Here is a 23,005-nt window from a genome sequence, read left to right as displayed (position 1 = left end):
ATCCTGATCAACTCGTATCGTAGGATTCCGGAAAATCGTAGGACGTGCTGGCGCCCGTGACCATGATGCTTGACGGGAGTAGACGCGTGTACGGACCGGTCCGGATGCTGCGCGGGACGACTGTGCCCGGGTTGACCATCCTGTCCGTGATCGGGCTCGCCGCGCTGGCCTTCCTGGCTGCGGCCTTTGGTCTGCTTGCCGGACCCGGTCGCGCCGAACTTGTCCTGCTCCTCCCACTCGCGATGGCCTGCATCGCGCTGCTCGGTGTGCGTTTTCCCGGATGGACACCAGCGGTGCTCGTCCTCATTGGCGCGCTAGTGCCGTACCACGTCTCTTTCGTTGGAAAGACTCCGTTTGGCGTTGTTTCGGTACTGGGTGCGGTCGGAGCTTTGCTGTTCGCTATCGTGCTGGCCACCCACCGGACACGCATTTCCCGGCTAAGGCGTTCACCGGAGGTGCTCGGGCTACTCGGCTGGATAGGGATCTTGGCGGCCTCGTCGCTGATGGCGGGGAACCTTAAGGTGACGCTGGACCGGACCCGACTTGTAGCCGTCGCAATGGTGGGTGCCTATCTGGCGGGACGCGTCATTGCGCGGGTAGATTCGCTGGCCCTAAGTCGGGTTGTTTTCGTCGTCGGCATTGTCTCGGTGCTCGCTATTCTAGAGCAGTTCACCGGACTATCGCCTTACGACTGGGTGCCCGCGACTGGCTTCCCCTTGGAACCAACCGGAGAGGCGACCCGGTTCGGGCTCCTGCGCGTCCGTCTGGGGTTCTATCACGGTTCAGTGCTTGGCACACTTTTCGCTGTCTGCATCGGTCTGATCGTCGTCCGCGCGCGCCTGACGGCACGGCACACCGGGCCTTGGATCTGGCTCACGACTGTCGTGGCCCTGTTTTTCACGCTCACCTCGCAGGCATGGCTCGCTGCGACCGCGGCGCTCCTTGTGCTGTCTTTGGGCTTGCGGCGGGCACGCGGCGCGCTTGTAGTGGCGACGCTCATTGGCACGGTCGTCATCTCGAGTGGCGCCGTCCCGGCGCTCAGCAGCCTGGTTGAGGTGCGCCTTCGGCCCACGGGTTCTTATCAGGATCAGACCGACTACCGGCTCGCGCTCCTGCCTGCGGCGATCGAGTTTGCCAACACCGGACCCCTGTTGGGTGCGGGCCCCGGCACGTTCAATTCACTCGGCCTTACTGCCCTCATCAACAACGAAACCACCTTGCTCATTGACGACAACACTTACACTGCCATCCTTGTTGAGGCGGGCTATCCGGGTCTGCTGGCTTTTGTGCTGGCCCTGGTGCTCGTTGCTGTCCGGCTGGCCAGACGCGCCGAGCGATGGCAGGCATGGACCGGGTTGGCGGCTCTAGCCGCATGGATGGTGATGGGGCTGTCAGTCGATCTCTTGGCGAGCGATCAGGTGCTCATGCTGGTCTGGCTCATCTTCGGGCTGCTCGCCGGCTACCCCGGCCGCGCGAAGCCGGCCGCCGAGGTGACGACGGCCGCCACTACGCGACTTGGGGTGCGGGCATGAGGATCGCGATGATCGGCACACGAGGAGTTCCGGCCCGCTACGGCGGCTTTGAGACCGCGGTCGAGGAGGTCGGTTGGCGGTTGGCCAAGCGAGGCCACGAGATCGTCGTCTACTGCCGAGGCGGGGACCCGACTCAGACCACTCACCGGGGGATGCAACTGGTTCACCTGCCGGCCGTCCGTAAACAGCAGCTTGAGACCCTCAACCACACCGTGACGTCGGTGCTCCATGCCCGTCGCGACAAGCCTTACGACGTGACCTTGCTGTTTAACGCGGCGAACGCCTTGGCCCTGCCGCTGCTCCGGCGATGCAGCCAGGGAGTGGCACTACATGTGGACGGGCTGGAATGGCAGCGGGGCAAGTGGAGTCGGCTGGGCAAAGCTTGGTACCTGTTGATGGAGCGCTATGGCGCGCGCCGCGCCGATGAGCTCATCGCGGACGCCCGCGGAATTCAAGAATATTATCGAGAACGGTACGACGTCTTGAGCCATTTCATAGCCTACGGCGCACCTATCGTGCTCGCAGATGTACCGAAGCATCTGGGGGCCCTTAAGGTCGAACCCGGACGCTATCACCTCGTGGTGGCTCGGCTGGAGCCAGAAAATCACGTTGATCTCGCCCTCGAGGCCTATTTGCGGAGCGACCGGGACTGGCCTTTGCTGGTCGTGGGTGCTGTCCCCTACGAGACGCAACACTCCCGGCGGCTGGTGGAGCTGGCGGCGCGGAGCAAGGACATCCGGATGCTCGGCGCGGTCTGGAACTCGGACCTGCTTGACGAGTTGTGGTGCCATTCTGGCAGCTACATCCACGGTCATTCGGTGGGTGGGACCAACCCGGCACTGCTGCGTGCCATGGGGGCCGGTGCGGGCATCGCTGCGTACGACGTGATCTTCAATCATGAGGTCCTCGGCGAGACAGGGCGATTCTTCGCTGATGTCGCTGAGCTCGACCAATTGTTGACCTCGGCAGAGGCCGAGCCTAAGGAATGGGCTGTTCGGGGTGGCGCGGCCAGGATCCGGGCGACGGCACTTTACGACTGGGACCAGGTAGCCGACGCCTACGAGGACCTCTGTCACCTGCTTCTAAAGAAAAGGCGACGATGATCGACAAGCGATCAGCTGGACCGCACTATCCACCTTCTCGCAGTGCGCCAATTACCGGATTGATTATCGTACGGAATCAGGAGAGCACGATCGGCGGGGCTGTGGCGTCGCTTGCGTGGTGTGAGCAGGTGGTCGTCTTCGACCAGTCCAGCGACGACGACACCGCTGCTGTGGCGCGTCGGGCTGGCGCGGACGTACGCACAACGGCCGTCACTGGCGTGGTGGAGCCGGCCCGAAGGGCCGCTCTCGACGCGGTCGCCGCCGACTGGGTGCTGTTCCTCGATGGAGACGAGATGGTCCCTGCTGCGCTAGCGCATGCGCTGGTGGCGGAGGTGCGCCGTGGGCGTAGCGACGGAGTCGCGATGGCTCGGCGAAACTACCTGCTCGGGCACTGGGCCAAGGGCGCCGGGTGGTGGCCGGATTATCAGACCAGGATGTTCCGCAAGTCCCAGGTCGTGCTGCCGACTGACCTGCACGGGGCCATCACCGTGCGGGCGGGAGCGGAAGTGACGATGCTTCCGGCTCGAGCGGACCTCGCCCTAGTGCACTTCAACTACACCGGGCTCGATGACTGGGTGTCCCGAGCGAACCGGTACACCACCCTCCAGGCGACCGGTGTCGTCTTCGAGAAGAACGTGAGCGGCCGCGCGGCCGTACGCGAGTTCCTGACCCGCTTCCTCAAGGGCGGTGGCTGGCGGCTCGGACGACACGGCGCCCGCTTGTCCCTACTGGGAGCTATGTACACCTGGCTGTACGTCGAGAAGGCCGTGGAAGCTGCGGCAGGCGGCGAAACCGGAATGCGGGCTGCCTACGACACGCTCGCCGATGACCTGCTCTCGGGTCGGGAGAACACGTGAGCGGCTCCGGACGCCGGGCGGCTATTGCCGCCGTCCGCCGCATCCGTCACGACCCCGACTTCACCGTCGCCGAGGACATCGCGACCAAGGACTTCCTCATCGAGGTCGTAGAACGGGCCCGATCGGTGTTTCGCGCTCAATGGGCGCTGCGCGGCGTCGTCGGACACCGGATCCGCTTCGCGGAGCGGGACGTGCGGGTCCAGTTCCGCAGCCACTGCACTATCGGTAGCGGGTCTGTCGTGGAGCAGGGCGCGATTTTGCGAGGTCTGAGCCGTGATGGGATCCGCATTGGGTCCGGCGTCACTATCGGCAAGTATGCAATTCTGGAGTGCTCGGGCAGCCTCGGCCAACTGGCGAAGGGCATCACGATCGGTGACTCGTCCTCGGTGGGCGATTACAGCTACATCGGCGCAGCCGGTGGAGTTTTCATCGGTGCGCGCGTCCTCATGGGGCAGAAGGTGTCGCTGCACAGCCAGAACCACGTCTTCGATGATCCAGACCGGCCCATCCAGGTGCAGGGCACGACCGAGGTCGGCATCGTCATCGAGGACGACTGCTGGATCGGGGCGGGAACGATCATTTTGGACGGCGTGACCGTTGGTCACGGTTCGGTGCTCTCGGCGGGAACGGTCATCACGAAAGACGTGCCTGCTGGCTCGGTCGTCGCGGGAGTTCCGGGTCGTGTCGTGCGGAGCCGTTGGTGAGTCGGATCCTGCTCGCCCACCCGTCCTCGCAGCTTTACGGTGCCGACCGGATGCTCGTCGGCAGCGCCAATTGCCTCGTCGAGGCCGGCTGCGACGTCACCGTCGCGTTGCCAAGTCCTGGCAGCCTGGATGAACATCTCCGGGCAGCTGGAGCAGAGATTGTTCTCTGCCGGACGGCCGTCTTGCGCAAAAGCGCCCTTTCGCCGTTAGGGCTGTTACGGCTGGCGGTCGAGTCGGTGGCGGCTCTGTGGTGCCAGATTCGTCTCATCCGGCGGGTTGATGCGGACGTGGTTTACGCCAACACGATGACTGTGCCTACCTGGCTGCTCGCCGGGCGCCTCACTAGGCGTCGCGTGGTGTGCCACGTGCACGAAGCCGAAGACGATGCGGGCCGGCTGTCCCGACTGCTGCTGCTGCTGCAGCTGATCCTGGCCCACGAGATCGTGTGCAACAGCCAGGCGACTGCTCGCTTCGTTGCCAGTTCCGCGTTCGCGCGATGGGCGCCCCGGCCGGTGGTCGTCCACAACGGCATCCCGCTGTCGGACGGGCTGCCCAAGCCGCCGCCGGTCGGGCGCGTGAAGCTGCTCGTCGTGGGGCGCCTCAGCCCCCGCAAAGGCCAGGACGTGGCGATCCGGGCGCTGGCTCAACTGGTAGGACAAGGCCACGACGTGGAACTGGATCTGCTTGGCGATGTGTACGAGGGCTACGAATCCTTCCAGCAGGAACTGCTCCGCCTTGTCCAGGACCTCGACCTGTCGGGGCGCGTCCGGCTGCGGGGCTTCGTCGCTGACACGGGACCGGCCTACGAGACCGCCGACATTGTGTTGGTCCCGTCGCGCGTAGAGCCCTTCGGCAACGTTGCGGTCGAGGGGCTGTCCGCGGCTCGCCCGGTCGTCGCAAGCGCCGTTCAGGGGCTCGTGGAGATCCTCGGCAGAGGGGGCGGCCGGCTCGTCCCGGCTGATGACCCGCCGGCGCTTGCGGCCGCGATCTCCGCGCTGCTCGAACTGCCGGATACCGAGTTCCTCGAGCTCGGTCGCCTCGGCAGCGAGCAGGTCCGGGCCCGCTTCTCGGAACAGCAATACGGGCGGGGGCTGCTTGCCGTGTTGCTCCCGCCCAGAGGTCGATGCAGCACTAATTCCACGGCACGATACGAGGTGGACCGTGGGAACCAATGACGCTCCGAGTAAGGGTCCCGCGGCCGGTCGGGCGCGGTGGATCCCGGGTTTCGGATTACGCGCTCAAGGAGTCAACGTGTCGGAGCCTGGAGGCACATTTCAGGACGTCGTGACCGGCGGGGTCGGATCGCCGACGGAGATAGTGGTTTCGGACGAATCACCCGCTCTTCGACCTAAGGTCTACCGCGCGATCGCGTGGTCCAGCGGGGCCTCGGTCTTCATCCAGATCATCAGCTTCAGCGCGGCCTTGGTGGTTACGCGCCTGGTCAGCCCGACTGATTTCGGACGGATGGCGCTTGCTGTCGTGGTCGTCGGGTTCTTCGGCATCATCTCGGAAACCGGACTGGCGACGTCGTTGACGCAGCGCCACCAGATCGACCGGCGTCACGAGTCCGCCGCCTTCTACGTCCAGGTCGCCGCCAGCGCTGGGGCCGCCATCGTCATCGTGCTCGGCTCCGGGTTGCTGGCCGACCTCATGCGGCAACCGGCGATCCGTCTCGTCCTCGTCCTGCTCGGCTGCGGGCTGGTCGTGGGCAGCCTCGGCGCGGTGCCTAGGGCGATCCTGATCCGGGACCTGAAGATGCAGCGGATCGCCATGATCGACGTGAGCACAGTCATCACGTCGGGCGTTGTAGGTGTCACGCTCGCCATGCTGGGCTATGGCGTCTGGGCGCTCGCCTGGGCGGCGGTGTGCTCAGCCGGCGTGTCCGTCCTGGGCGGCTACCTCGCGACCGGGTGGACCCCCGCGGCCAAGTTCAGCCGGACGGCCGCCCGCGACCTCTTCGTCTTCGCGCGGCCCTTCTACGGCTACACGCTGATCAACTACCTGGTGCGCAACGGCGACAACTTCCTCGTGGGCCGCTTCCTCGGGCCGCTCCAGTTGGGGCTGTACTCCCGCGCGTACGCGCTGCTGCTCGTCCCGACCCGGCAGACAACGAGCGTCATCGGCGGCAGCCTGCAGGTGAGCCTGGCAAGGTTCGCCTCGGACAAGCCCAGGAGCCGCCGGGTCTATCTTGAGGCCTGCAGCCACATCGTCTTCATCGTCATGCCAGTGATGACCTTCGGCGCGATCCTCACCGCCGACTTTGTCCGAATCGTGCTGGGGCCGCAGTGGGTAGCGGCGATCCCCACGATCCAGATTCTCGCGATCGTGGGCATCGTCGAGCCGCTGGTCGCGACCTGCGGCTGGCTCTACTTCGCGCAGGGACGAGCCGACCTCAGCCTGCGGGTGTCGCTGTTGCTCGGCCCGCTGTATCTCGCGGCCATCGCCGTTGGAGTCGCCGCGGGCTCGGCGGCGTCGGTCGCCATGGCCTATCTGCTTATCAGCGTGGCCCTGGCTCCCGTCCTGCTGGCGACCGCCGGCGGGCTCATCGGTATCCGGTTGCGGGACTACGCACGCTGCTGTCGGGGAGCGTTTGTCTCATCGCTGGGCGCGGGTGCCTGCGTCCTGGCCAGCCGGCAGCTGCTGGTGGACAGCTCCAGCGTCACCCGCCTGATCGTCGGCCTCGCGGTCGGCTCCGTCGTGTATCTCCTGCTGGCCCGGGCGTTCAAGCTGCCTCAACTTGTGATGGCGCTCGATCTGCTCGCCCGCAAGTTCGGCCGTCAGAAGCCGGAGGCCCAGGCATGACGTGGGCGGTCGTGGCGGTCGTGGGGGTCGTGCTGGTCGCGCTTATGGTCCTGCTGGAGGTCGTTGCACGGACGACGGCGAAGGGCAGCGGCGCCGACGTCTGGCTCAAGGAGCCGCTCCTGCAGCGCAAAGACGACAGGATGCGCCAGCTTGGCCGGAAGGCCCAGCCAGATGTGCTGTTCCTGGGATCTTCCGGGATCATGTGCGCGGTTGACCCGGAAATTCTTTCGCGAGAGTTTGGCGTTACCGCATACAATGCTGGAATCTTCCGCGGGACAACCTGCTACGTCGCTAGCTGGGGAAGACTTTTCGCGTTGCGTCGTCTTACGCCCCGAATCGTTGTGATTGAAGTCTGGCTCCCGACGATCAACGACAATTCAGACATGTCCGAACACTACAACCAACACCTGAAGTCCCCTTACTTCACGTCGCGCAAGCGTATGCGTTTCCTATACGAGCTTGGCCACTGGATGACGCTGCTGCGCTTCGCCCCACCGGCCGCCACGGCACCGATCCAGCTGGCGAGGCAGATGGGCCAGTCGCTCCAACGCGTGGGCAGTTGGACTGCCCGTCGCCCAGTCTCCCTACCCGGAGTGATCGGTATGGACGGCGAGTCGGTTGAACATGACGCGAAGCTTGGTTATCGCACTGGTGCACTGCTGCAAAAGTTGCTGCGCGGCATGATGCAGGAGTGGTCTATGGGCGCCCAGAATTGGTCGGCGTTGACCGAGCTCATCGCCGTTGCTCGCGCCGGTGGCGCGCAGGTTCTGTTGCTCGAACCGCCTTACACAGATGAGCTGGCGCGGGAGTACTTTCCCGGTGGACTCCCCGCTTGGTTGTTGGCGCGCGAGCTGGTTGAACAGCGAGCGCTTGAATTGGACGCACTGTGGCTGCTGCCTGAACGCATGACGGAGGAGGCATACTTCTCCGACCCGGTCCATGCCAACCTTGCGGGAAAGCGCCACTTCTCCGTGGCCGTGGGCACAGCCCTCGTCCAGCAGCGGGTCATTCCCGGCCTGATGCCCTCCACTTTCGCAGAAGGAACGACGTGAGCGACAGCCGTTTTGAACCCCGTGCCTACTGGGAGAACCGCCTGCGGGCGCATCCAAACATTCATGGGGTCGGCTACTTAAACCTTGGGCAGGCCTACAACACATGGCTATACCGGGTGCGTGCCGCGGTGTTCGACGCAGTCGTCAACAGCACTTCGGTCAGGATACCGACCGCCAGTATCTTGGACGCTGGATCGGGCACTGGGTTCTACCTGGACAGGTGGCTCGGGTTAGGTGCTACCGATGTGCGGGGTTTGGATTTGACCACCGTCTCCACCTCGCTCTTGCGGGCAAGATTCCCTCAGTTGCCCATCCATACTGTCGATCTGGGTTCAGAAATGGCACTGGAAGAACTCGGGCTCGCACCTGCCACGGTCGATTTAGTTTCCTGTATGGACGTGCTGTTCCATATCGTGGATGACCAACGGTACAAGCAGGCACTGGCTAATATTTCAACGCTGCTAAGAACAGGTGGGTACCTCATTCTCTCTGACAACTTTTTGCATGGTCCGGAAGTGCGGCTCGAGCACCACGTCTCCCGATCGCTTGTGACCGTGACAGCGATGCTCGAGGGCGCGGGCTTCGAGATCATCCGCCGCCGCCCGATGCTGTATTTGATGAACGCACCGGTCGACAGCAACAGCCGCCGACTAGCTCGTTGGGAAGGCATGATTCGGCGCCTAACAGCCAGGGAACCTCTCGGCTGGTTAACGGGTGCGTTGATGTATCCGTTGGAGCGCATTCTGGTGGCGACCTGTAACGAGAGCCCTTCTACGGAAATCCTTCTGTGCCGACGAGTCGGTCACCCGTCGTGATTCGGCGGTGGAGCAGGCGGGACGTGTCAACTGAAGGCAGTTCGCTTTCCGTCGGGACTCTTGTGGCCGTTCGCCACGGAGTGACGATGAGGTTCGACGTCCCGGCGGATCAAGATGTGCCATTCGTTCTCGTCCCGCTGCTGACCGGTGGCTACTACGAGGAGGGCATGTTGTCGCACATTCGCGCGCTCCGTCGACGCGGCGACTATGTGGACGTGGGCGCGCACGTTGGCACGCACTCCCTTTGGTTCGCACTTCAGTGCAACGCAACGCAGGTGTACTCCTTCGAGCCCGTGGGTCGTTTTGCGGACCGACTGCGCAAGAACATTGATCTAAATGGTGCGGCGGACCGCGTCACGGTGGTTCAGCGGGGCCTTTCCGACGCGGCAGGCACCGCGAGCAACGTTCTTTCCGAGAGCCACCAAGTTGGCTTCATGGCCGTACCCAGCGAACAAACCGAGACTTTCGAGGTGTGCAGGCTCGATGACGTACTGACCAACCGGGTCGCGGTCATCAAGCTAGATGTCGAAGGAATGGAGCCAGCCGTCCTAAGGGGCGCACGAGGGATCCTCCGTCGCGATAGTCCCGCGATCTTCGCGGAGGCACGAAACGAGGCGGAACGGCTGGCGCTATTCACCGAGCTTCTTGAGCAGGGCTACGGCTGGACTGGACGGATCTTCAATGCCACGCCGACGTACGAGTTCCGCCGGCCGACGTCGCGCGCGGAGGCCTGGGTCTGGCGCCTGCGTGCGAGCCGATCCGTGCTCGGCAGCGCGTGAGCACGTCCGCGAGCAGGGCCGAGCCTGCCGCGGCGCGGGAGAGAGCCGCGGTGGCGGTCTATCGCGACGTCTGGCTGCCTCCGTCGGAGGGCTTCGTCCTCGAGCCGACGACCCACTTCTGCAGATACCGGGCCGTTCCGGTCGGGCTCGAGCTCGCTGGCCGCCCGCATCCGCTGGTCGAGGCTGACCGCGTCCGCCTTCTCGGACGGCCCGCCGATGCGGCCGCGCTGTGCCGGCTCCGGACTCGGGGCTTCCCCACCGGCCGACCGAGGGCGCTGCTCGGCCCCGACATCCGGCTGGTCCATGCCCACTTCGGACCCGATGCCTTGCTCGGGCAGCACATCGCGGCCGACCTCGACGTCCCGCTCGCGGTGACCCTGCACGGCTATGACATCACCACGCAGGACCGGGACTTCCTGCGGAACAGGATCGGCCGCAACTACCTGGCGCTGCGGCACCGCCTGAAGCGCCGAGTGCCGTTGCTCCTGCCCGTGAGTGACTTCCTGCGCGCGGAGATGCTGCGGAAGGGCTGGCCTTCGGGTCGCACCGTCACCCATCATCTCGGTGTCGACACTTCCTACTGGACGCCAGAGAAGGCGTCGAACGCAAGAAGGGATGTGCTGTTCGTCGGGCGCCTGGTGGCTGTCAAGGGTGCCGCCGCTGCTGTGGCTGCCTTCATGCGACTGCGTGACGAGCACCCGGAGGCGCGACTGCACGTCGTAGGCGAGGGACCGGAGCGCGCAGCTCTTGAGCAGGCCAGTGTTGCGTCAGGGGGGCGTGTCCTGATGCACGGAAGTCTTCCCCGAGAGCGCATCCGGGAGTTGATGCGCACGTGTGCGGTCGTGCTGGCGCCCAGCGAACACTCGCGCGGTCGCCGCGAAGCGCTGAGCCTGGTGGCCCTCGAGGCCGCTGCCAGTGGACTCCCGGTTGTCGCCTACGCCAGTGGAGGGTTGCCTGAGGTCGTGAAGCACGGGGTCACGGGACTGCTCGCAGCGGAGGGTGACTGGGCCGGCCTCGTCGATCACCTCAGGTCGGTTCTGACCGACGCCGAGCGGGCGACGGAACTTGGCGACCAGGCGAGGGAGCGTTGCGTTGCGTCTTTCTCGATGGCGACGCAAGCCAGACTTTTAGAAGATCTCTTTGATGACCTCATTAGCTCAGACAACCCATGACCGTCGACATCGTGATGCCGGTGCACAATGGCGAGGCCTTACTGGGTGAGTGCCTAGAGCATCTGCTCCGGGAAGTCGATCGAGGGTCCATCATTGTGGTGGATGACGCCTCCACCGATGGGACGGTCGGAGTCGCGGAACGGTTAGGCGTTCGAGTGTTGCGCGAACCTGTAACCGTGGGGCCCTACGCGGCGCGAAATACGGGCTGGCGAACGTCTACTGCGGATATTGTTGTGTTCACCGATGTGCGGTGCCGGCCACTGAAGGGTTGGTTCCAGGGGCTACTCGAATGCCTCAACGGTGAGGGGGTCGCGATCGTGGGCTGTGACATCGAGATGCGCGCGAACCGTCCGTCGACTGCGGAGCGGTGGGCGCTCATCACCAAGCCCCTGCGCATCCAGGGGTACCTGGAGCATCCGTTCATGCCGTATGTGCCCACGGCTTGCCTGGCCATCACGCGTGAGCACCTCGTCCGGCTCAACGGCTTCTCCGCTGTCCGCAGTGGTGCCGACGCCGACTTCTGCTGGCGGGCCCAGATCGCCGGGTTGGGCGCGATCACGGCCTCTGAGATTGGCATGTGGGCTCGGCCCCGCACCTCCAGCCGCGGTGTGCTGCGACAGTTCCGACGCTACGGTCAGAGCGGTCGAGAGCTTCAGCGCCTCTACACAACGCACGGTCACGTGCCGAACACGCCGAAGGCTCTGGGTACCGGGCGACGCGCCCTCCTAGCCCTCAGGGACCGGCGGGCGGACCCTGCGGTGGCGCTTCTGGACGCCGCTCGCATCGTGGCCTACGAGCACGGGTTCCGGGCTGAGGTCCGTCGTGAGAAGACGGCGTTGGGTAAACATTCACGGGTCGCCGGATGAGGATCGCCATCCTGAGCCTGACCGACCCGGACGGGCCCGGTACCGGCGCGACGTTGCGGGTCAGGGCCTTCGCCGACAACCTGGAAGCACTCGGGCACGAGGTGTTCCGGGTCTTCCCGCCCACTCGGGCCACCGGCGAGGCACCCGCTCCCGCCGGGGTCGGAGAGTCGCTCGGCGAGCGATCGATGCCCGGCTGGCTGCGCGGCTTGAAGCGCGAACTACTGCCGATGCCGACCTCGCTGGGTGCCCGCAACGCCGATCTCAATGACGCGGTGAAGGCACTTCTTCCGCTGGACATCCTCGTCATCACCGCGCTCTCGCAGGTCGGCTATGCCCGCCTCGCCCGCGGCGCGGCTCGGTGGATGGACTTCATGGACCTGTGGAGTAACTTCGGTCCCGCCGAGGTCCGCCGCCGCCGGGGTCTGGCCCGCGTCACGACCCGCCTGCAGATCGCGCACTTGCGACGGCTCGAGACGCGCGTGGCGAGCCGGGCCGACGTGGTCACCGTAGCCGGCTGGCAGGACGTCGAGGCCCTTCGTGCGCGCGGGTGTCGCGCGCACTGGCAGCCGACGACGCTCCCCGACCAGGTCTTCGCGACAACGCTTTCAGGGCCACGACCGCGGGTCGCCGGGATGTTTGCTGACTTCCGGTACTGGCCGAACGTGGACGCCTACGAGACGCTGGTCAATGTCTGGGCGCCGAGGCTTCACGCAGCCGGATGGGGCTGCGTGGTCGCCGGGATCGGCTCGGACGACCTGCCGGCGCATCCCCTGGTGGAGCGGATTGGCCGAGTTGCCGAAGTCGCCGACTTCTACAACCTGGTGGGAGCCACCGTGGCGCCGCTCTCCCTTGGCGGAGGGATGAAGGTCAAGGTCGTTGAGTCGCTCGGACATGGGATCCCGGTCCTCGCCTCAGACAGCGCAGTGGAAGGACTGCCACGGTCCGTGGCCGATCTCGTGATGACGACCGACCTCGAGGACCCCGACATAAGATTGCTCGAGCGTTTGCTCGACCCCGTGATCACCCGTGATGCGCTGAGGCCGTACATGTCGAGCAGCCTGCACGAAAATCTGTTTCGCCTGACCCGATCGTTCAGGGAGCAGAAAAGCTCATGACCGGATTGCTCCCCGTACTCGACCTGCGGCCACTACAGGAGGGTCACGCCGCTCGAGGCGTCGGTCGGTATGTCTCGATGCTCGCGGACCGTCTCCCGTACACCGACGCAGTCGTCTGGGGCCATCGCCCTCTCCCGTTGGCCGCCAGCGGCCTGAACGTCGTTGCGGTGCCGGGTGGACCGTCCACCGGCCGAACCGGATGGCTCCGGGACGCTGCTCGCAGCGTCCGACGAACTGACCTTCTCCGGCGCAGCCACGCCCCAGTGCTCGACGTGCGGCTAGGCCCGCGGCCCCGCGTGGTCACCGTCCTTGACACGATCCCCTTGCGGTTTCCAGAGCTCTACCCGGCGGGTCGCCTGGGGGCATTGCGGCAACGCAGCGAGGCCGTCGTCGCCCGGCACGCCGACGTGGTCATCACGATCTCGTGTGCGAGCGCCGAAGACGCCGAACGCTTCCTCGGCGTCTTGAGCAACAGAATTTTTGTGGTCCCACTCGCGGCCGCTCCGTCGTGGCCGACCGCTGCTCCCGGTCGCGGCCGGCTGTCGCCGGAGAAGGTCCGCGACGGGCGACGCTACGTCGTGGCCGCAGGCGGTTTCCACGACTGGGACCCGCGCAAGCGGCTGTCGGACCTCGTCCGGACCCTGCCGGTGCTGCCCGCGGACGTGGGCCTGGTGCTTACCGGCGCGGACGGGCCCCACACCGCTCCGCTGCGACAGCTGGCAGCTGAGTTAAACGTGGCTGACCGCCTCAGCTTCTCGGGCCAGCTCTCCGAGGAGCAACTCGTCGAGCTCTACGCCGGTGCGGCGGCGTTCGCGTTCCCGAGCCAATGGGAAGGGTTTGGTCTACCGCTACTGGAAGCTATGAGTGTCGGACTTCCCTGCGTCGTGAGCGATGGAGGTGCCTTGCCTGAGGTGGCGGGCGACGGCGCCACCATTGTCCCGGTGGGCGACGTCGAGGCGACCGGCGAGGCTCTCCTCGAGTTGCTGGTCGACGCCACGCGAGCGGCAGAGGCGTCCGTCCGGGCGACAACTCGAGCGGCGGACTTCGACACCGAGCGTTTCGCGACCGGACACCTGCGGGCTTACGGCGCGGCATGACCCAGCGCTTACCGACAATTTCGGTCGTCATCGTGGCTTACCGGAGCGCGGCCGATCTCGCTGAACTGCTTCCGCTGCTCGACCATCCGGCGCTCGAGGTCATCGTCCTTGACAACGCTTCCCCGGACGCGAGCGCGGCCGTGGCGGAGAAGCACACGCACGTCCGGCTGGTCCGGGTCGGGGCCAACTCCGGCTGGACGGCGGCCTGCAACCAGGGTGCAGCGCAAGCTACGGCTGCCACCCTCGCGTTCGTCAACCCGGATGCCCGACCGTCGCCCGACGACCTGTTCGGCCTCGCCGCCCTGCTGGCACCGGATGTCGCCTCCGTGAGCCCGGGATTCATCGACCTGAGCGGGCAGGAGGAGCCGTTCTGCTTCCGGTTCCCCGATGCGTTGGGAGGACTGATGACCTTCTTCAACGCCGGTCAGCGCGTTGACGGCTGGCTGGGGGAGCACTTCATCCGTCGACGAACGTACGACTTCGGGCGTGCCGTCTCCGACTCCATCGATCATGTCGGTGCCGCCTGCCTCGTGGTGGACGCGGCCCGGTTCACCAGATCCGGCGGATTCGACGACGACATGTGGCTGTTTTTCTCCGATTCGGACTGGTGCCGTCGCGAGCAGATGAAGGGAGCCCGCAACGTGCGTGCGGCGGCGATCCAGGTCGTGCACTCGGGCGGCGGCAGCGTCAAGCACGAGACGACCTCGGCACTGACGGGCATGTTCCAGCGCGACTACATGGCGTACGCCGAGAAGCACTACGGGGTGGTGGGTCGGTTCGTCACCCGACTCGGGGCGGTCCTGCTCGTCGGCCTGCTCCCGGCCGGGGCTGCCCTCATCCGTGGCCGGCTCGCGGACGCCCGGCGCGCAGTGCGCTCAGGCTGGGAGCTCCTGCGATGACGTTACGTGTGGCGGTGGATGCTTCGGAGCTCGCCTGGGGTGTGGGTGGGATCGGGCGGTATCTCGAGGCCGTGCTGCGAGAACTGGCCCAGGACCCCCGGCTCGAACTCACACTCATCACCAACGCGTCGTCACCCGTGACCGACATCCCGGGGACCGAGGAGCGCAACGCTCGCGTTAAAGGCGGTCCGCTGTGGCGTTCCACCGCCCTGATCTCTCAGGCGCGAGCGGCGAAGGCCGACCTGCTGTGGTGCCCATCGCCGCTCTGCCCGATCCGGCCCCTGGACCTGCCTCTGGTCGTCACCGTCCACGACCTCAGTCCGGTGCTGCACCGCGGGACCAAGCCGCTCACGGAAACGGTGGCCATGGCCGTCGCCGGGCGGCTGGGCGCGCGCAGGGCTCAAAGGATCCTTTGCGTCTCCCAGAGCACCTCAACGGATCTGCAGCAGCACTGGGGCATCGGCGAGGAGCGCTTAGCCATCGTGCCGCTCGCCGTGGGCAGTCAGTTCCATCCAGGGGACCGGGCCGCGGCCGCCGACCGGGTCGCTCGCCGCTGGGACCTGCGCCAGCCGTTTCTGCTCGCCGCCGGGACGATCGAACCGCGGAAGGGCTACGACCTCCTCGTCGAGCTCGCCGGTCTGCAGGAGTTGCCGATCGTCATCGCCGGGCGCAACGGCCCCCACAGCGATCAACTGGTGCGACAGCTGAAAGCAACCTGCGTCCTCCTCGGAGGTGTGACCGACGAAGAGCTGATCAATCTCTATCGGGCTGCGGAGCTGCTGTTGACCCCCAGCCTGTACGAGGGCTTCGGCTTGACCCCGCTGGAGGCGATGGCGTGCGGCACTCCTGCACTGGTGGCGCAGGGTGCCGGGGCCCTCGAAGAGATGGCTGCCCTGGGAGCGACGCGCGTGCCGCGGCGAGCCACTGGCTGGGCCGCTGCTGTTGACGGCCTGCGCGGCCGACGAGAGGAGGCGAGCGTCACCGGGCACGCTTTGGCGACCAGTCGCACGTGGACACACGTGGCGAACGAGACCGTTCAGACGCTGCTGGATGCCGCGCGCTGACGGGCTATCGGGTTAGAACTCGGGAGTATGGGCGAGCAGGTCTCTGCACACCCGACGTCAGCCACGCCGTCAGGTCGAAGGCGGCCAAGGACGGCGCGAAGAGGTTGGCCCCGTTGTCGGTGTAGGTGACGATTGGCACTCGTCCCGGCGTCCCGGCGTCCCGGCGTCCCGTCGCTGGCGGTGGTCAGCTGCAGCAGACCCGGTACACGTCCTGCTTCGGCCGCCTGAGCCGGAGACCACATGGCGTCCCCGACGGCGGCCTTGATCCGGAGGGTGGTCCAGTCCATGCGCTCCCGCCGCGCGTACCACTTGGCCTCCGCGTCACCCCGGGACCGGAAGTGGAGAAAATGGATCTCGATGTCGTCGAGCGCAGCGACAGGAAATTCAAGAGGGAACGGCGCCGATGCGTAGGCGGAACGTTCGAGGAACCGCAGGTCGGCCGCCAGGTAGCGACGAGGGTCGTTGGCCAGGGCCAGGAAGCAGGGCGGGTAGAGGAACAGCCCCACGAACGGGGTGTTGTAGCGCCGACCGAGATGCCGGTGCACCTCGGCGCCCCAGCAATCATCGGAGATGATCGTGAAAGGGGCCTCGGCGACGCGGCGCCGGTCCATCATGCGCCGCAAGTCCGTCAACCTCCGCCGCTGCGTCTAGCCCGGACCCGTCCACTGTCGGGAGGTCGGCCAGGACGGCTGCGTCGTCCGCCGTCGTTTCAGTGTGCGTGCGAGGTCGAGGAGCAGCAGCGGGGCGCCGAGAACGGCGCGCAGGACCGAGGGATGGCGGTCCAGCCAGCTTCGCGATGTCTGAGGGACCCGGCCGGACCGCCGGAGCCACGTCCAGGTTCGGAACGCCCGGCGCGAGGCGCCGCTGCGTGGGTCCTCGAAGCGCAGCATGTCCGGCTGCTCGCGCCCGAGCGTCAACAGCTCCGCGTCCATCTCGCTCCGCCTCAGCTTGGTGAGCAGGACCGATCCGAGGAAGTGCACGCCATGGTCGAAGCAGCGCTCGAGGTGGCCGGGAAAGGCGTCGGCGTCGGTGTTGTGCTCCTGGTGGGAATAGGCCATCAGCTTGCGGCGGACCGCCCGCGGGCCGCCCATGAACGACAGGTGCCAGCCGGCGTCGGAGACGTACTCCTCGATGTATCCGTCCCAGTCGGAGTGGGGGGACCCGAGGTGCACACGCAACATCTGATGTCCGACGTGCTGTCCATGCCGGTAGGCCCAAGCGGAGTTGCGCCACGGCTCGACCTGCACCCAGTTGGCGTAGTAGTTGCAGGGCTGCATATGCAGCCGCACCGGCCGGTCGAGGTGGGCCGACAGGTGCCGGACGACATCGGGACGGGGAACCTCGTCGACGTCGGCCACGATCAGCAGGTCGCCGGGCTGTGTCAGCTCCTCGAGCGCAGCGGCCAGGCCGCGTCGCTGCGCATTCTCCCGTTCCCACGGATCGTCGGCCTGAACGGGCAGGGGTACGACAACAAAGTGCACGGACGGTGCCACGGCGCGGATCCGTGCTTCGTGGGCGAGGAAGCAGCTGACCTTGGCCGCTCCGGAGAAGGTCATGTCGCCCTCGACGATGACAAACTCGTCAACGACATCGCGCAGCAACTCGAGCCGCCACAGCAGGAGCTCGATCTCGTCGTTGAGCCAGACCGCGTCCCAGACCTTCATGTTCCGACCTGGTGAGCCGCCGGGGCTGTTCCCGTCGCTGTCGCACGAGCCGAAGCTCTCGCGACGGTGAGCGCCAGAGCGCGACCTGACGATAACTCTGGCTGCATGGTCTCGTTCCCGTCCGTCACGATGTCGCCAGCAGCGATGCCGCGCACAGTGTGTGCTGAGGAACAATGACAATACGTGCAAATCCTGCGGCACTGCCGAGATGCCGACCCGAGTTCTTATAGATGGGCTGGTTGCGGCGGCGCTGTTGGCTCTTCGAACTTGAGGGGGACGTGACCTCAGCTGGCGGTAGCCCAGCGGTGCCGCCGGATGCAGGCGAACCGTACTCGGCGGCGTTGGTTGTCGAGGTTGCGGAAGCCGTAGGCGGTGCGGGCTGCGGTCTTCACGGTCGGCGTTGGTGGCCTCGGTTCCGGCGTTGGTGACGCCGGTCTGCAGGAAGCCCAGGACTTCGGGCCACCAGGTCTCGATCGTGCCGGCGAGCCGTTGGAGCTCCGGGATGCCCGAGCCAGCGCACCAGCTGCTGAACCGGAACAGCCGGTGAGCAACGTCGTGCCGGACACCTCCGGTCCTGGCGGTCGCGAGGAGCTTGCGGAGCTCTTCCTTCGCGATCCAGGCGGTGAGGATCTGCCCGCTCGGGTCGCCCTCGACCAGGCCATTCCCCATCTTGGTGAACGCCTCAGGGCTGAGTTGTTCGTGGCCGCGGAGCAGCCGCGTGCGGCTGGCCCAGATCGGGTCCTTCGCTGTCCCGCAGCGGCCGGTGGTGTCGACCGTGACGCGACGGTGGATCTCCGTGACGGCCCTGTTCGCCAAAGCGACAAGGTGGAACGCGTGCTGCCGACATCGGCATAATCACTTTTATGCCGACCTCCTGGTTATGCCGATCTGGGCTGGATCCACCTTCTGGAAGGCGAAGCAGCGGGGTCGAGGTCGGCATAATCAGGGACCTTGGAGGAACGCCAGCAGCTTGTCGGAGGCCGGCTTGTAACGGTCGGTCTTGATGCCAGTGGGCGTCGTGCGGGCGAGGGCTCGTTCGTTGGTGCTCATGTCGGCGTGCAGGTAGATCTGCGTGGTTTCGATGCTCTCGTGGCCGAGCCAGGGAGCGATCACGGTGATGTCGATGCCAGCGTGGAGCAGGCGCATGGCGGCAGTGTGACGAAGGGTGTGAGGGGTGACGTTCTTGGCGTCCAGTTTCGGACAACACCGCGCGGCGCCGCTGGCGTGTTGGCTCAGGCGACTCGCGACGGCGTCGGTGCTTATCCGGGTTCCTGTTCTGGTGGAAAGCAGGAGCGGCGGGTCAGCCTGAAGGCTGGATAGGTAGCGGTGGATCGTGGTGACCGTGGTCGGGTCCGGCGGTGTGATGCGGCGTTTGCGTCCTTTGCCGGTGCAGGCAACGTGCGGTCCCGTTCCTAGGTGGATGTCTTGGGGTGTCAGCGCGGTCAGTTCGCTGACTCGCAGTACGGTCGTCACGGCGAGCTGGATCATGGTGTGGTCCCGTCTGCCGGCCGCGGTGTTGAGCCCTGTTGCTCGGCAGGGAAGTGCTGGTTGGTGGGTCGGCCTCTTCAGAGGTTGTCGAGGAACGTCAGGAGCGGGTCGGGGGGCTTGTAGCGGCCGGCTGTCGCGGTGAGCGGTGTGGTGCGGTCTATGGCCTGCTGTTTGTGGGTCATCTCGGTGTGGAGGTAGATCGTGGTGGTGGAGACCTGCTCGTGTCCGAGCCAGAGGGCGATGACGGTGATGTCGTTGCCGGCGAGGAGCAGGCGCATCGCTGCGGTGTGACGCAGCTTGTGCATGGTCACGGTCTTTGCCTGCAGCGACGGGCAGCTGCGGGCTGCCGTGTCGAGGTGGCGGGTGAGCCGGTGTTCGATGGCGTCGCGACTGAGGTGCGTGCCGGTGGCGCTGGGGAACAGCGGCTCGCACGTGTCGCTACCGAGTTCGGCGAGCCACGCTTTCAGGACGGCTCTGGTGGTCGGGATCAGCGGGGTGCGTCGTTCTTTGCGTCCTTTGCCCCGGGTGTGGATGTGCGCCCCGGCGGTCAGGGTGACGTCGGCTCGGGTGAGGGCGGCGACTTCGGAGATCCGCAGTCCGGTCTGCAGAGCCAGCAGCGCGTGGTCTCGCCGACCGGTCCAGGTCTGCGGGTCGCAGACGGCCAGCAGCGCATTCGCTTCCGGGTCGGTGAGGGGGCGCGTTGGCGGAGCGCGGCCCCGATGATGTCGTGGCTGTGATATGCCTAGTCGGCAAGTAACACCAGCATCCCGGTCGCACCGGCCCTCTTTGCGGTGATCAGCGCGTCGGAGACGAACCGCTCGGCGCCTCGCGCTGAGTTGGCCCCGTCCTTGCGCAGCCGGGCGGCCGCGATGACCGGCGCCGAGCTCGGGGTAGACACGACCGTCAGCAGCGCGTTCAGGCCCTTGACTCCGGGGTAGCCGCGGCCGGCGCCTTGCTTGGCGTAGCCATAGGTCTGCTTCAGCGTGTCAAAGATGTCGAGGTAGGCCAGCTCGTCGGCGCCCGGTAGCAGTCAACCTGACAGGCACGGCGTCCGTGCTTGGCAAGACACTGTGGATGTTGCTACGCCTGCTCGGATCGTCCGCCACCGCTACCGGGTTCGTCATCGCGCAGCAGTACAAGACTGGCGCGGGCACTGGTGCGGGCACCTTCAACCGCGTCAACCTCGGCATCATCGGCCTGTCATAGCCACGTCCGCTAGTAGGGGTTGGCCTACAGCGGCTTGGTCAGCCTGGCGGGGACTCCGGCTACAAGCACGTCCGGGGGAACGTCGGCCACGACGACGCTTCCGGCGGCCACCACGGCTCCGGCTCCGATACTGACTCCGGGCAACACGGTGACGCCCGCCCCCAGCCATGCGCCGTCTCCCACGGTGATGGCTGCTGATGTGTTCGCCATCGCGCGCTGGTTGGTGTCTCCCAGTTCGTGGCTGTCCGTGATGAGCCGCACGAACGGACCTAGGGCAACGCGGTTGCCGATTGAGACCCCGGCTCTGATGTAGGCGTCGCGGTTGATGAAGACGTCGTCACCGATCGTGAGTGGGCCGAAGAACTCGCCGCCACGGAAGATCAGGACCCGTCTCCCAATGTGAACAGGACCGACCGCGAGGAAGCGGCCCCGGATCTCCGACCCGGCGCCGAGGGTCAGCTGCCGGTTACGCATCTGTGCCAGCGCGATCCGCACCCGATCCCGATGTCCCATGTCCGCAGCCTGCCAGAGCCTCCTAGCGCGGGCTACGACGCGTCTGGTGTCGACGACGACGACGGGGAGGCGACCAGCGGCATGAGAGGACCTCTCTCACACACGCCCAGTAGCGAGGCCACGAGCCTTGGATCACGGTACGACCTTGTTGTTTGCGTTGCCCGATTTTCGGGTCTTGACGGTTGCTCTCGAGCCGGATGGGGGCCGGCGGGTCTTGGTTGAGAGCGTCGCGGCCGAGGGTGGTTGCCCGGAGTGCTGGGTGCTCTCGGGGCTGATCAAGGACCGGCCCGGTGAGCCGGGCGAAGGACCTCCCGCCCGGGCTGGTCCCGTTGCGGTTGTGGGTCCGCAAGCGCCGGTTCCTGTGTGTCGAGGCGTTGTGTGGGCGGCGGTCGTTCACCGAGACGACCACGGAGCTGCCGGCGCGGGCCCGCCTCACGACAAGGCTGAAGGTCAAAGTCAGTGCGGCGGTCACCACGACGAACCGGGCGATGAGCGGGGTCGCCCACGAGCACGGCCTCGCGATGGACGGTGCACCGGATCCTCGTGCGGCCCGCGGCCGAGGTGCTCGGTCAGGCCGCGCCGATGACGATGATCGGGATCGATGAGACCCGGGCCCGCAGCGTCCGCTGGGTCCAGGAGCAGAACGACCCGGGCTCGACGTGGCGTCGGTCGAACCCGTGCATGACCTCGATCGTCGACCTGGACCGGAGCCATCCGGGCGGGATCATCGGGCTGGCGCCGGGCCGGTCCGGGGCGTGTGTCCAGGGGTGGCTTGCGCTGCAGAGCAGCCTGTTCCGCGCCACGGTGCAGGTCGTCGCGATCGATCCGTCCGCGCCCTACGCGGCGGGGATCCGTCGGTCTGGCCCTGTCAGTCTGATCTGGCCCCACCGTGTCGGCTTGATGTGGCCCCACCTCCGACACGCCGGGGACCTGTTATGACGGTCTGATCTGGCCCCACCCCGAAGGCTCGCCGTGTTGCTGGCGGCGTTCGGGAAGGGGCACAAGTGGCGAGGTCGAAGGTGGAGTTGTTCGAGGCGATACGTCGTGATGACCGGGTCGAGCAGTTGTCGGTCCGGGCCCTGGCGGATAAGTACGGGGTCCATCGAAGGATGGTCCGGCAGGCTTTGGCTAACGCGGTCCCACCGGAGCGCAAGGTCCCGGTGCGGGTGGCGCCGAAGCTGGAGCCGGCGAAAGCTCTGATCGACGCGATGCTGACTGAGGACCTGACCGCGCCGCGCAAGCAGCGTCATACCGCCCGCCGGGTGCTGGCCCGGCTGGTCGATGAGCACGAGATGAACGAGCTGACGTACTCGGCGGTGCGGGACTACGTCGCCAGGCGCCGGCCACAGATCTGGGCAGCGGCCGGCAAGGGCGTCGAGGAGGCGTTCGTGCCGCAGACCCATGAGCCGGGCGCCGAAGGTGAGGTCGATTTCGCGGACTTGTGGATTGACCTGGCGGGGGTCCGCACAAAGGTCTTCTTGTTCACCATGCGCCTGTCGTTGTCGGGCAAGGCTGTCCACCGCGCCTACGTCACCCAGGGCCAGGAGGCGTTCTTGGAGGGCCACCAGGCCGCGTTCGAGGTTTTCGGTGGGACGCCGATGTTCCACATCCGCTACGACAACCTCAAGGCCGCGGTGTCGCGGGTGCTGTTCGGTCGCAACCGCACAGAGTCCAGCCGCTGGATCGCGTTCCGTTCCCACCATGGCTTTGAGGCGTTCTACTGCCACCCCGGCGTCGAGGGGGCGCACGAGAAAGGCGGGGTGGAGGGTGAAGGCGGCCGGTTCCGCCGCAACCACCTGGTCCCGGTCCCCAAGGTCACCTCGATGGCTGAGCTCAACGAGCTGCTGGCCGGTTACGACCGAGCCGACGACGCCCGGCGGATCAGCAACCGCACCATGAGCGTCGGGCAGCACTATGCGTTCGAGGCGCCCCTGCTGCGGCCGCTGCCGACCGAGAGCTTCCAGACGGGTCTGGTGCTGACGCCGCGGGTCGACCGGTATGCCCGGGTGACGGTTCGGCAGTGCTTCTACTCGGTCCCGGCCCGCCTGATCGGCCATCAGATCCGGGGCGTCTTGCACGCCTCGGAGCTGGTGCTGTTCAGCGGACGGACCGAGGTCGCCCGGCATGAACGAGCGACCGTGCGGGGCAGCGAAACCCTCGTGCTGGACCACTACCTGGAGGTGCTGGTCCGTAAGCCCGGCGCGCTGCGCGGCGCGACCGCATTGGTCCAGGCCCGAGCCGCCGGCACGTTCACCAGCGCCCACGAGGCGTTCTGGG

General features: G+C 66.5%; 23 protein-coding genes and 1 pseudogene. 18 read left to right on the top strand and 6 right to left on the bottom strand.

The window, feature by feature from the left end; translation table 11 throughout:
- Positions 1-131 precede the first annotated feature (131 nt).
- The 15 genes from H7290_RS03050 to H7290_RS02980 all read left to right on the top strand — a co-directional run bounded on the left by H7290_RS03050 (position 132) and on the right by H7290_RS02980 (position 15,857).
- Positions 132-1,532, top strand: a complete 1,401-nt coding sequence (locus tag H7290_RS03050) for an O-antigen ligase family protein (RefSeq protein WP_290512541.1) — start codon at positions 132-134, stop codon at positions 1,530-1,532.
- Positions 1,529-2,635 (top strand): DUF1972 domain-containing protein, encoded by a 1,107-nt coding sequence (locus tag H7290_RS03045; RefSeq protein ID WP_290512540.1) that lies wholly within the window; start codon positions 1,529-1,531, stop codon positions 2,633-2,635. The genes H7290_RS03050 and H7290_RS03045 overlap by 4 nt, the downstream gene beginning before the upstream one ends.
- The gene (locus H7290_RS03040) at positions 2,518-3,492 is read left to right on the top strand and encodes a glycosyltransferase family 2 protein (RefSeq protein ID WP_366927589.1); all 975 of its coding nucleotides are present in this window, start codon (positions 2,518-2,520) and stop codon (positions 3,490-3,492) included. Before H7290_RS03045 ends, H7290_RS03040 begins: the two co-directional genes overlap by 118 nt.
- On the top strand, positions 3,489-4,196 hold the full coding sequence (locus H7290_RS03035; RefSeq protein ID WP_290512538.1) for an acyltransferase: 708 nt from the start codon (positions 3,489-3,491) through the stop codon (positions 4,194-4,196). Before H7290_RS03040 ends, H7290_RS03035 begins: the two co-directional genes overlap by 4 nt.
- Positions 4,193-5,371 (top strand): glycosyltransferase, encoded by a 1,179-nt coding sequence (locus H7290_RS03030; RefSeq protein WP_290512537.1) that lies wholly within the window; start codon positions 4,193-4,195, stop codon positions 5,369-5,371. Before H7290_RS03035 ends, H7290_RS03030 begins: the two co-directional genes overlap by 4 nt.
- Positions 5,372-5,447: 76 nt before the next feature.
- A complete protein-coding gene (locus H7290_RS03025; protein WP_290512536.1) occupies positions 5,448-6,998 on the top strand; it encodes a lipopolysaccharide biosynthesis protein in 1,551 nt (516 codons plus the stop codon).
- Positions 6,995-8,050 carry a hypothetical protein gene (locus H7290_RS03020; protein ID WP_290512535.1) on the top strand — a complete coding sequence of 352 codons (1,056 nt, stop codon included), beginning with the start codon at positions 6,995-6,997 and terminating at the stop codon, positions 8,048-8,050. Before H7290_RS03025 ends, H7290_RS03020 begins: the two co-directional genes overlap by 4 nt.
- Positions 8,047-8,865, top strand: coding sequence for a bifunctional 2-polyprenyl-6-hydroxyphenol methylase/3-demethylubiquinol 3-O-methyltransferase UbiG (locus H7290_RS03015; protein WP_290512534.1), 819 nt, complete (start codon positions 8,047-8,049; stop codon positions 8,863-8,865). Before H7290_RS03020 ends, H7290_RS03015 begins: the two co-directional genes overlap by 4 nt.
- Before the next feature lie 86 nt (positions 8,866-8,951).
- Positions 8,952-9,644: an FkbM family methyltransferase gene (locus H7290_RS03010; RefSeq protein ID WP_290512533.1), complete on the top strand. Its 693-nt coding sequence runs from the start codon at positions 8,952-8,954 to the stop codon at positions 9,642-9,644.
- The gene (locus H7290_RS03005; protein WP_290512532.1) at positions 9,641-10,816 is read left to right on the top strand and encodes a glycosyltransferase; all 1,176 of its coding nucleotides are present in this window, start codon (positions 9,641-9,643) and stop codon (positions 10,814-10,816) included. Before H7290_RS03010 ends, H7290_RS03005 begins: the two co-directional genes overlap by 4 nt.
- Positions 10,813-11,682: a glycosyltransferase gene (locus H7290_RS03000; protein ID WP_290512531.1), complete on the top strand. Its 870-nt coding sequence runs from the start codon at positions 10,813-10,815 to the stop codon at positions 11,680-11,682. The genes H7290_RS03005 and H7290_RS03000 overlap by 4 nt, the downstream gene beginning before the upstream one ends.
- Positions 11,679-12,797, top strand: a complete 1,119-nt coding sequence (locus tag H7290_RS02995; protein ID WP_290512530.1) for a glycosyltransferase — start codon at positions 11,679-11,681, stop codon at positions 12,795-12,797. Before H7290_RS03000 ends, H7290_RS02995 begins: the two co-directional genes overlap by 4 nt.
- The gene (locus H7290_RS02990) at positions 12,794-13,894 is read left to right on the top strand and encodes a glycosyltransferase family 1 protein (protein ID WP_290512529.1); all 1,101 of its coding nucleotides are present in this window, start codon (positions 12,794-12,796) and stop codon (positions 13,892-13,894) included. The genes H7290_RS02995 and H7290_RS02990 overlap by 4 nt, the downstream gene beginning before the upstream one ends.
- Before the next feature lie 32 nt (positions 13,895-13,926).
- Positions 13,927-14,793: a glycosyltransferase gene (locus H7290_RS02985; RefSeq protein WP_290512528.1), complete on the top strand. Its 867-nt coding sequence runs from the start codon at positions 13,927-13,929 to the stop codon at positions 14,791-14,793.
- Entirely contained in the window at positions 14,790-15,857 is a 1,068-nt protein-coding gene (locus H7290_RS02980; protein WP_290512527.1) for a glycosyltransferase family 1 protein, read from the top strand. The genes H7290_RS02985 and H7290_RS02980 overlap by 4 nt, the downstream gene beginning before the upstream one ends.
- Here the strand turns inward: H7290_RS02980 and H7290_RS02975 are convergent.
- The 5 genes and pseudogenes from H7290_RS02975 to H7290_RS02950 all read right to left on the bottom strand — a co-directional run bounded on the left by H7290_RS02975 (position 15,830) and on the right by H7290_RS02950 (position 19,907).
- Complete coding sequence (locus tag H7290_RS02975; RefSeq protein ID WP_290512526.1) at positions 15,830-16,471, bottom strand: DUF1919 domain-containing protein; 642 nt, start codon at positions 16,469-16,471, stop codon at positions 15,830-15,832. The two genes, H7290_RS02980 and H7290_RS02975, sit on opposite strands and share 28 nt — an antisense overlap.
- A gap of 33 nt (positions 16,472-16,504) precedes the next feature.
- Positions 16,505-18,340 (bottom strand): annotated as a pseudogene (locus H7290_RS21250) (transposase); the annotation flags it as partial.
- A gap of 123 nt (positions 18,341-18,463) precedes the next feature.
- Entirely contained in the window at positions 18,464-19,090 is a 627-nt protein-coding gene (locus tag H7290_RS02960) for a tyrosine-type recombinase/integrase (protein ID WP_290512549.1), read from the bottom strand.
- Complete coding sequence (locus tag H7290_RS02955; RefSeq protein WP_290512548.1) at positions 19,087-19,674, bottom strand: tyrosine-type recombinase/integrase; 588 nt, start codon at positions 19,672-19,674, stop codon at positions 19,087-19,089. The genes H7290_RS02960 and H7290_RS02955 overlap by 4 nt, the downstream gene beginning before the upstream one ends.
- A gap of 77 nt (positions 19,675-19,751) precedes the next feature.
- Entirely contained in the window at positions 19,752-19,907 is a 156-nt protein-coding gene (locus H7290_RS02950; RefSeq protein ID WP_290512525.1) for a hypothetical protein, read from the bottom strand.
- A 155-nt stretch (positions 19,908-20,062) separates the two neighbouring features.
- Here H7290_RS02950 and H7290_RS02945 point away from each other — a divergent pair, with 155 nt between their 5' ends.
- Entirely contained in the window at positions 20,063-20,215 is a 153-nt protein-coding gene (locus tag H7290_RS02945; protein WP_290512524.1) for a hypothetical protein, read from the top strand.
- Between the two features lie 24 nt (positions 20,216-20,239).
- Here H7290_RS02945 and H7290_RS02940 read toward each other — a convergent pair whose 3' ends face one another.
- Positions 20,240-20,728 carry a DapH/DapD/GlmU-related protein gene (locus H7290_RS02940; RefSeq protein ID WP_290512523.1) on the bottom strand — a complete coding sequence of 163 codons (489 nt, stop codon included), beginning with the start codon at positions 20,726-20,728 and terminating at the stop codon, positions 20,240-20,242.
- Between the two features lie 528 nt (positions 20,729-21,256).
- Here H7290_RS02940 and H7290_RS02935 point away from each other — a divergent pair.
- Together H7290_RS02935 and istA are read left to right on the top strand one after the other, a co-directional pair.
- Positions 21,257-21,667 (top strand): transposase, encoded by a 411-nt coding sequence (locus tag H7290_RS02935; RefSeq protein ID WP_290512522.1) that lies wholly within the window; start codon positions 21,257-21,259, stop codon positions 21,665-21,667.
- Positions 21,668-21,732: 65 nt separating this feature from the next.
- Positions 21,733-23,005: IS21 family transposase (gene istA, locus H7290_RS02930; RefSeq protein ID WP_290512521.1), on the top strand; the 1,273-nt coding region annotated here is incomplete at its 3' end.

The organism is Aeromicrobium sp., from assembly GCF_014378035.1.
Classification (GTDB): Bacteria; Actinomycetota; Actinomycetes; order Propionibacteriales; family Nocardioidaceae; genus Aeromicrobium.
This window is presented reverse-complemented; position numbering and strand designations above follow the sequence as displayed.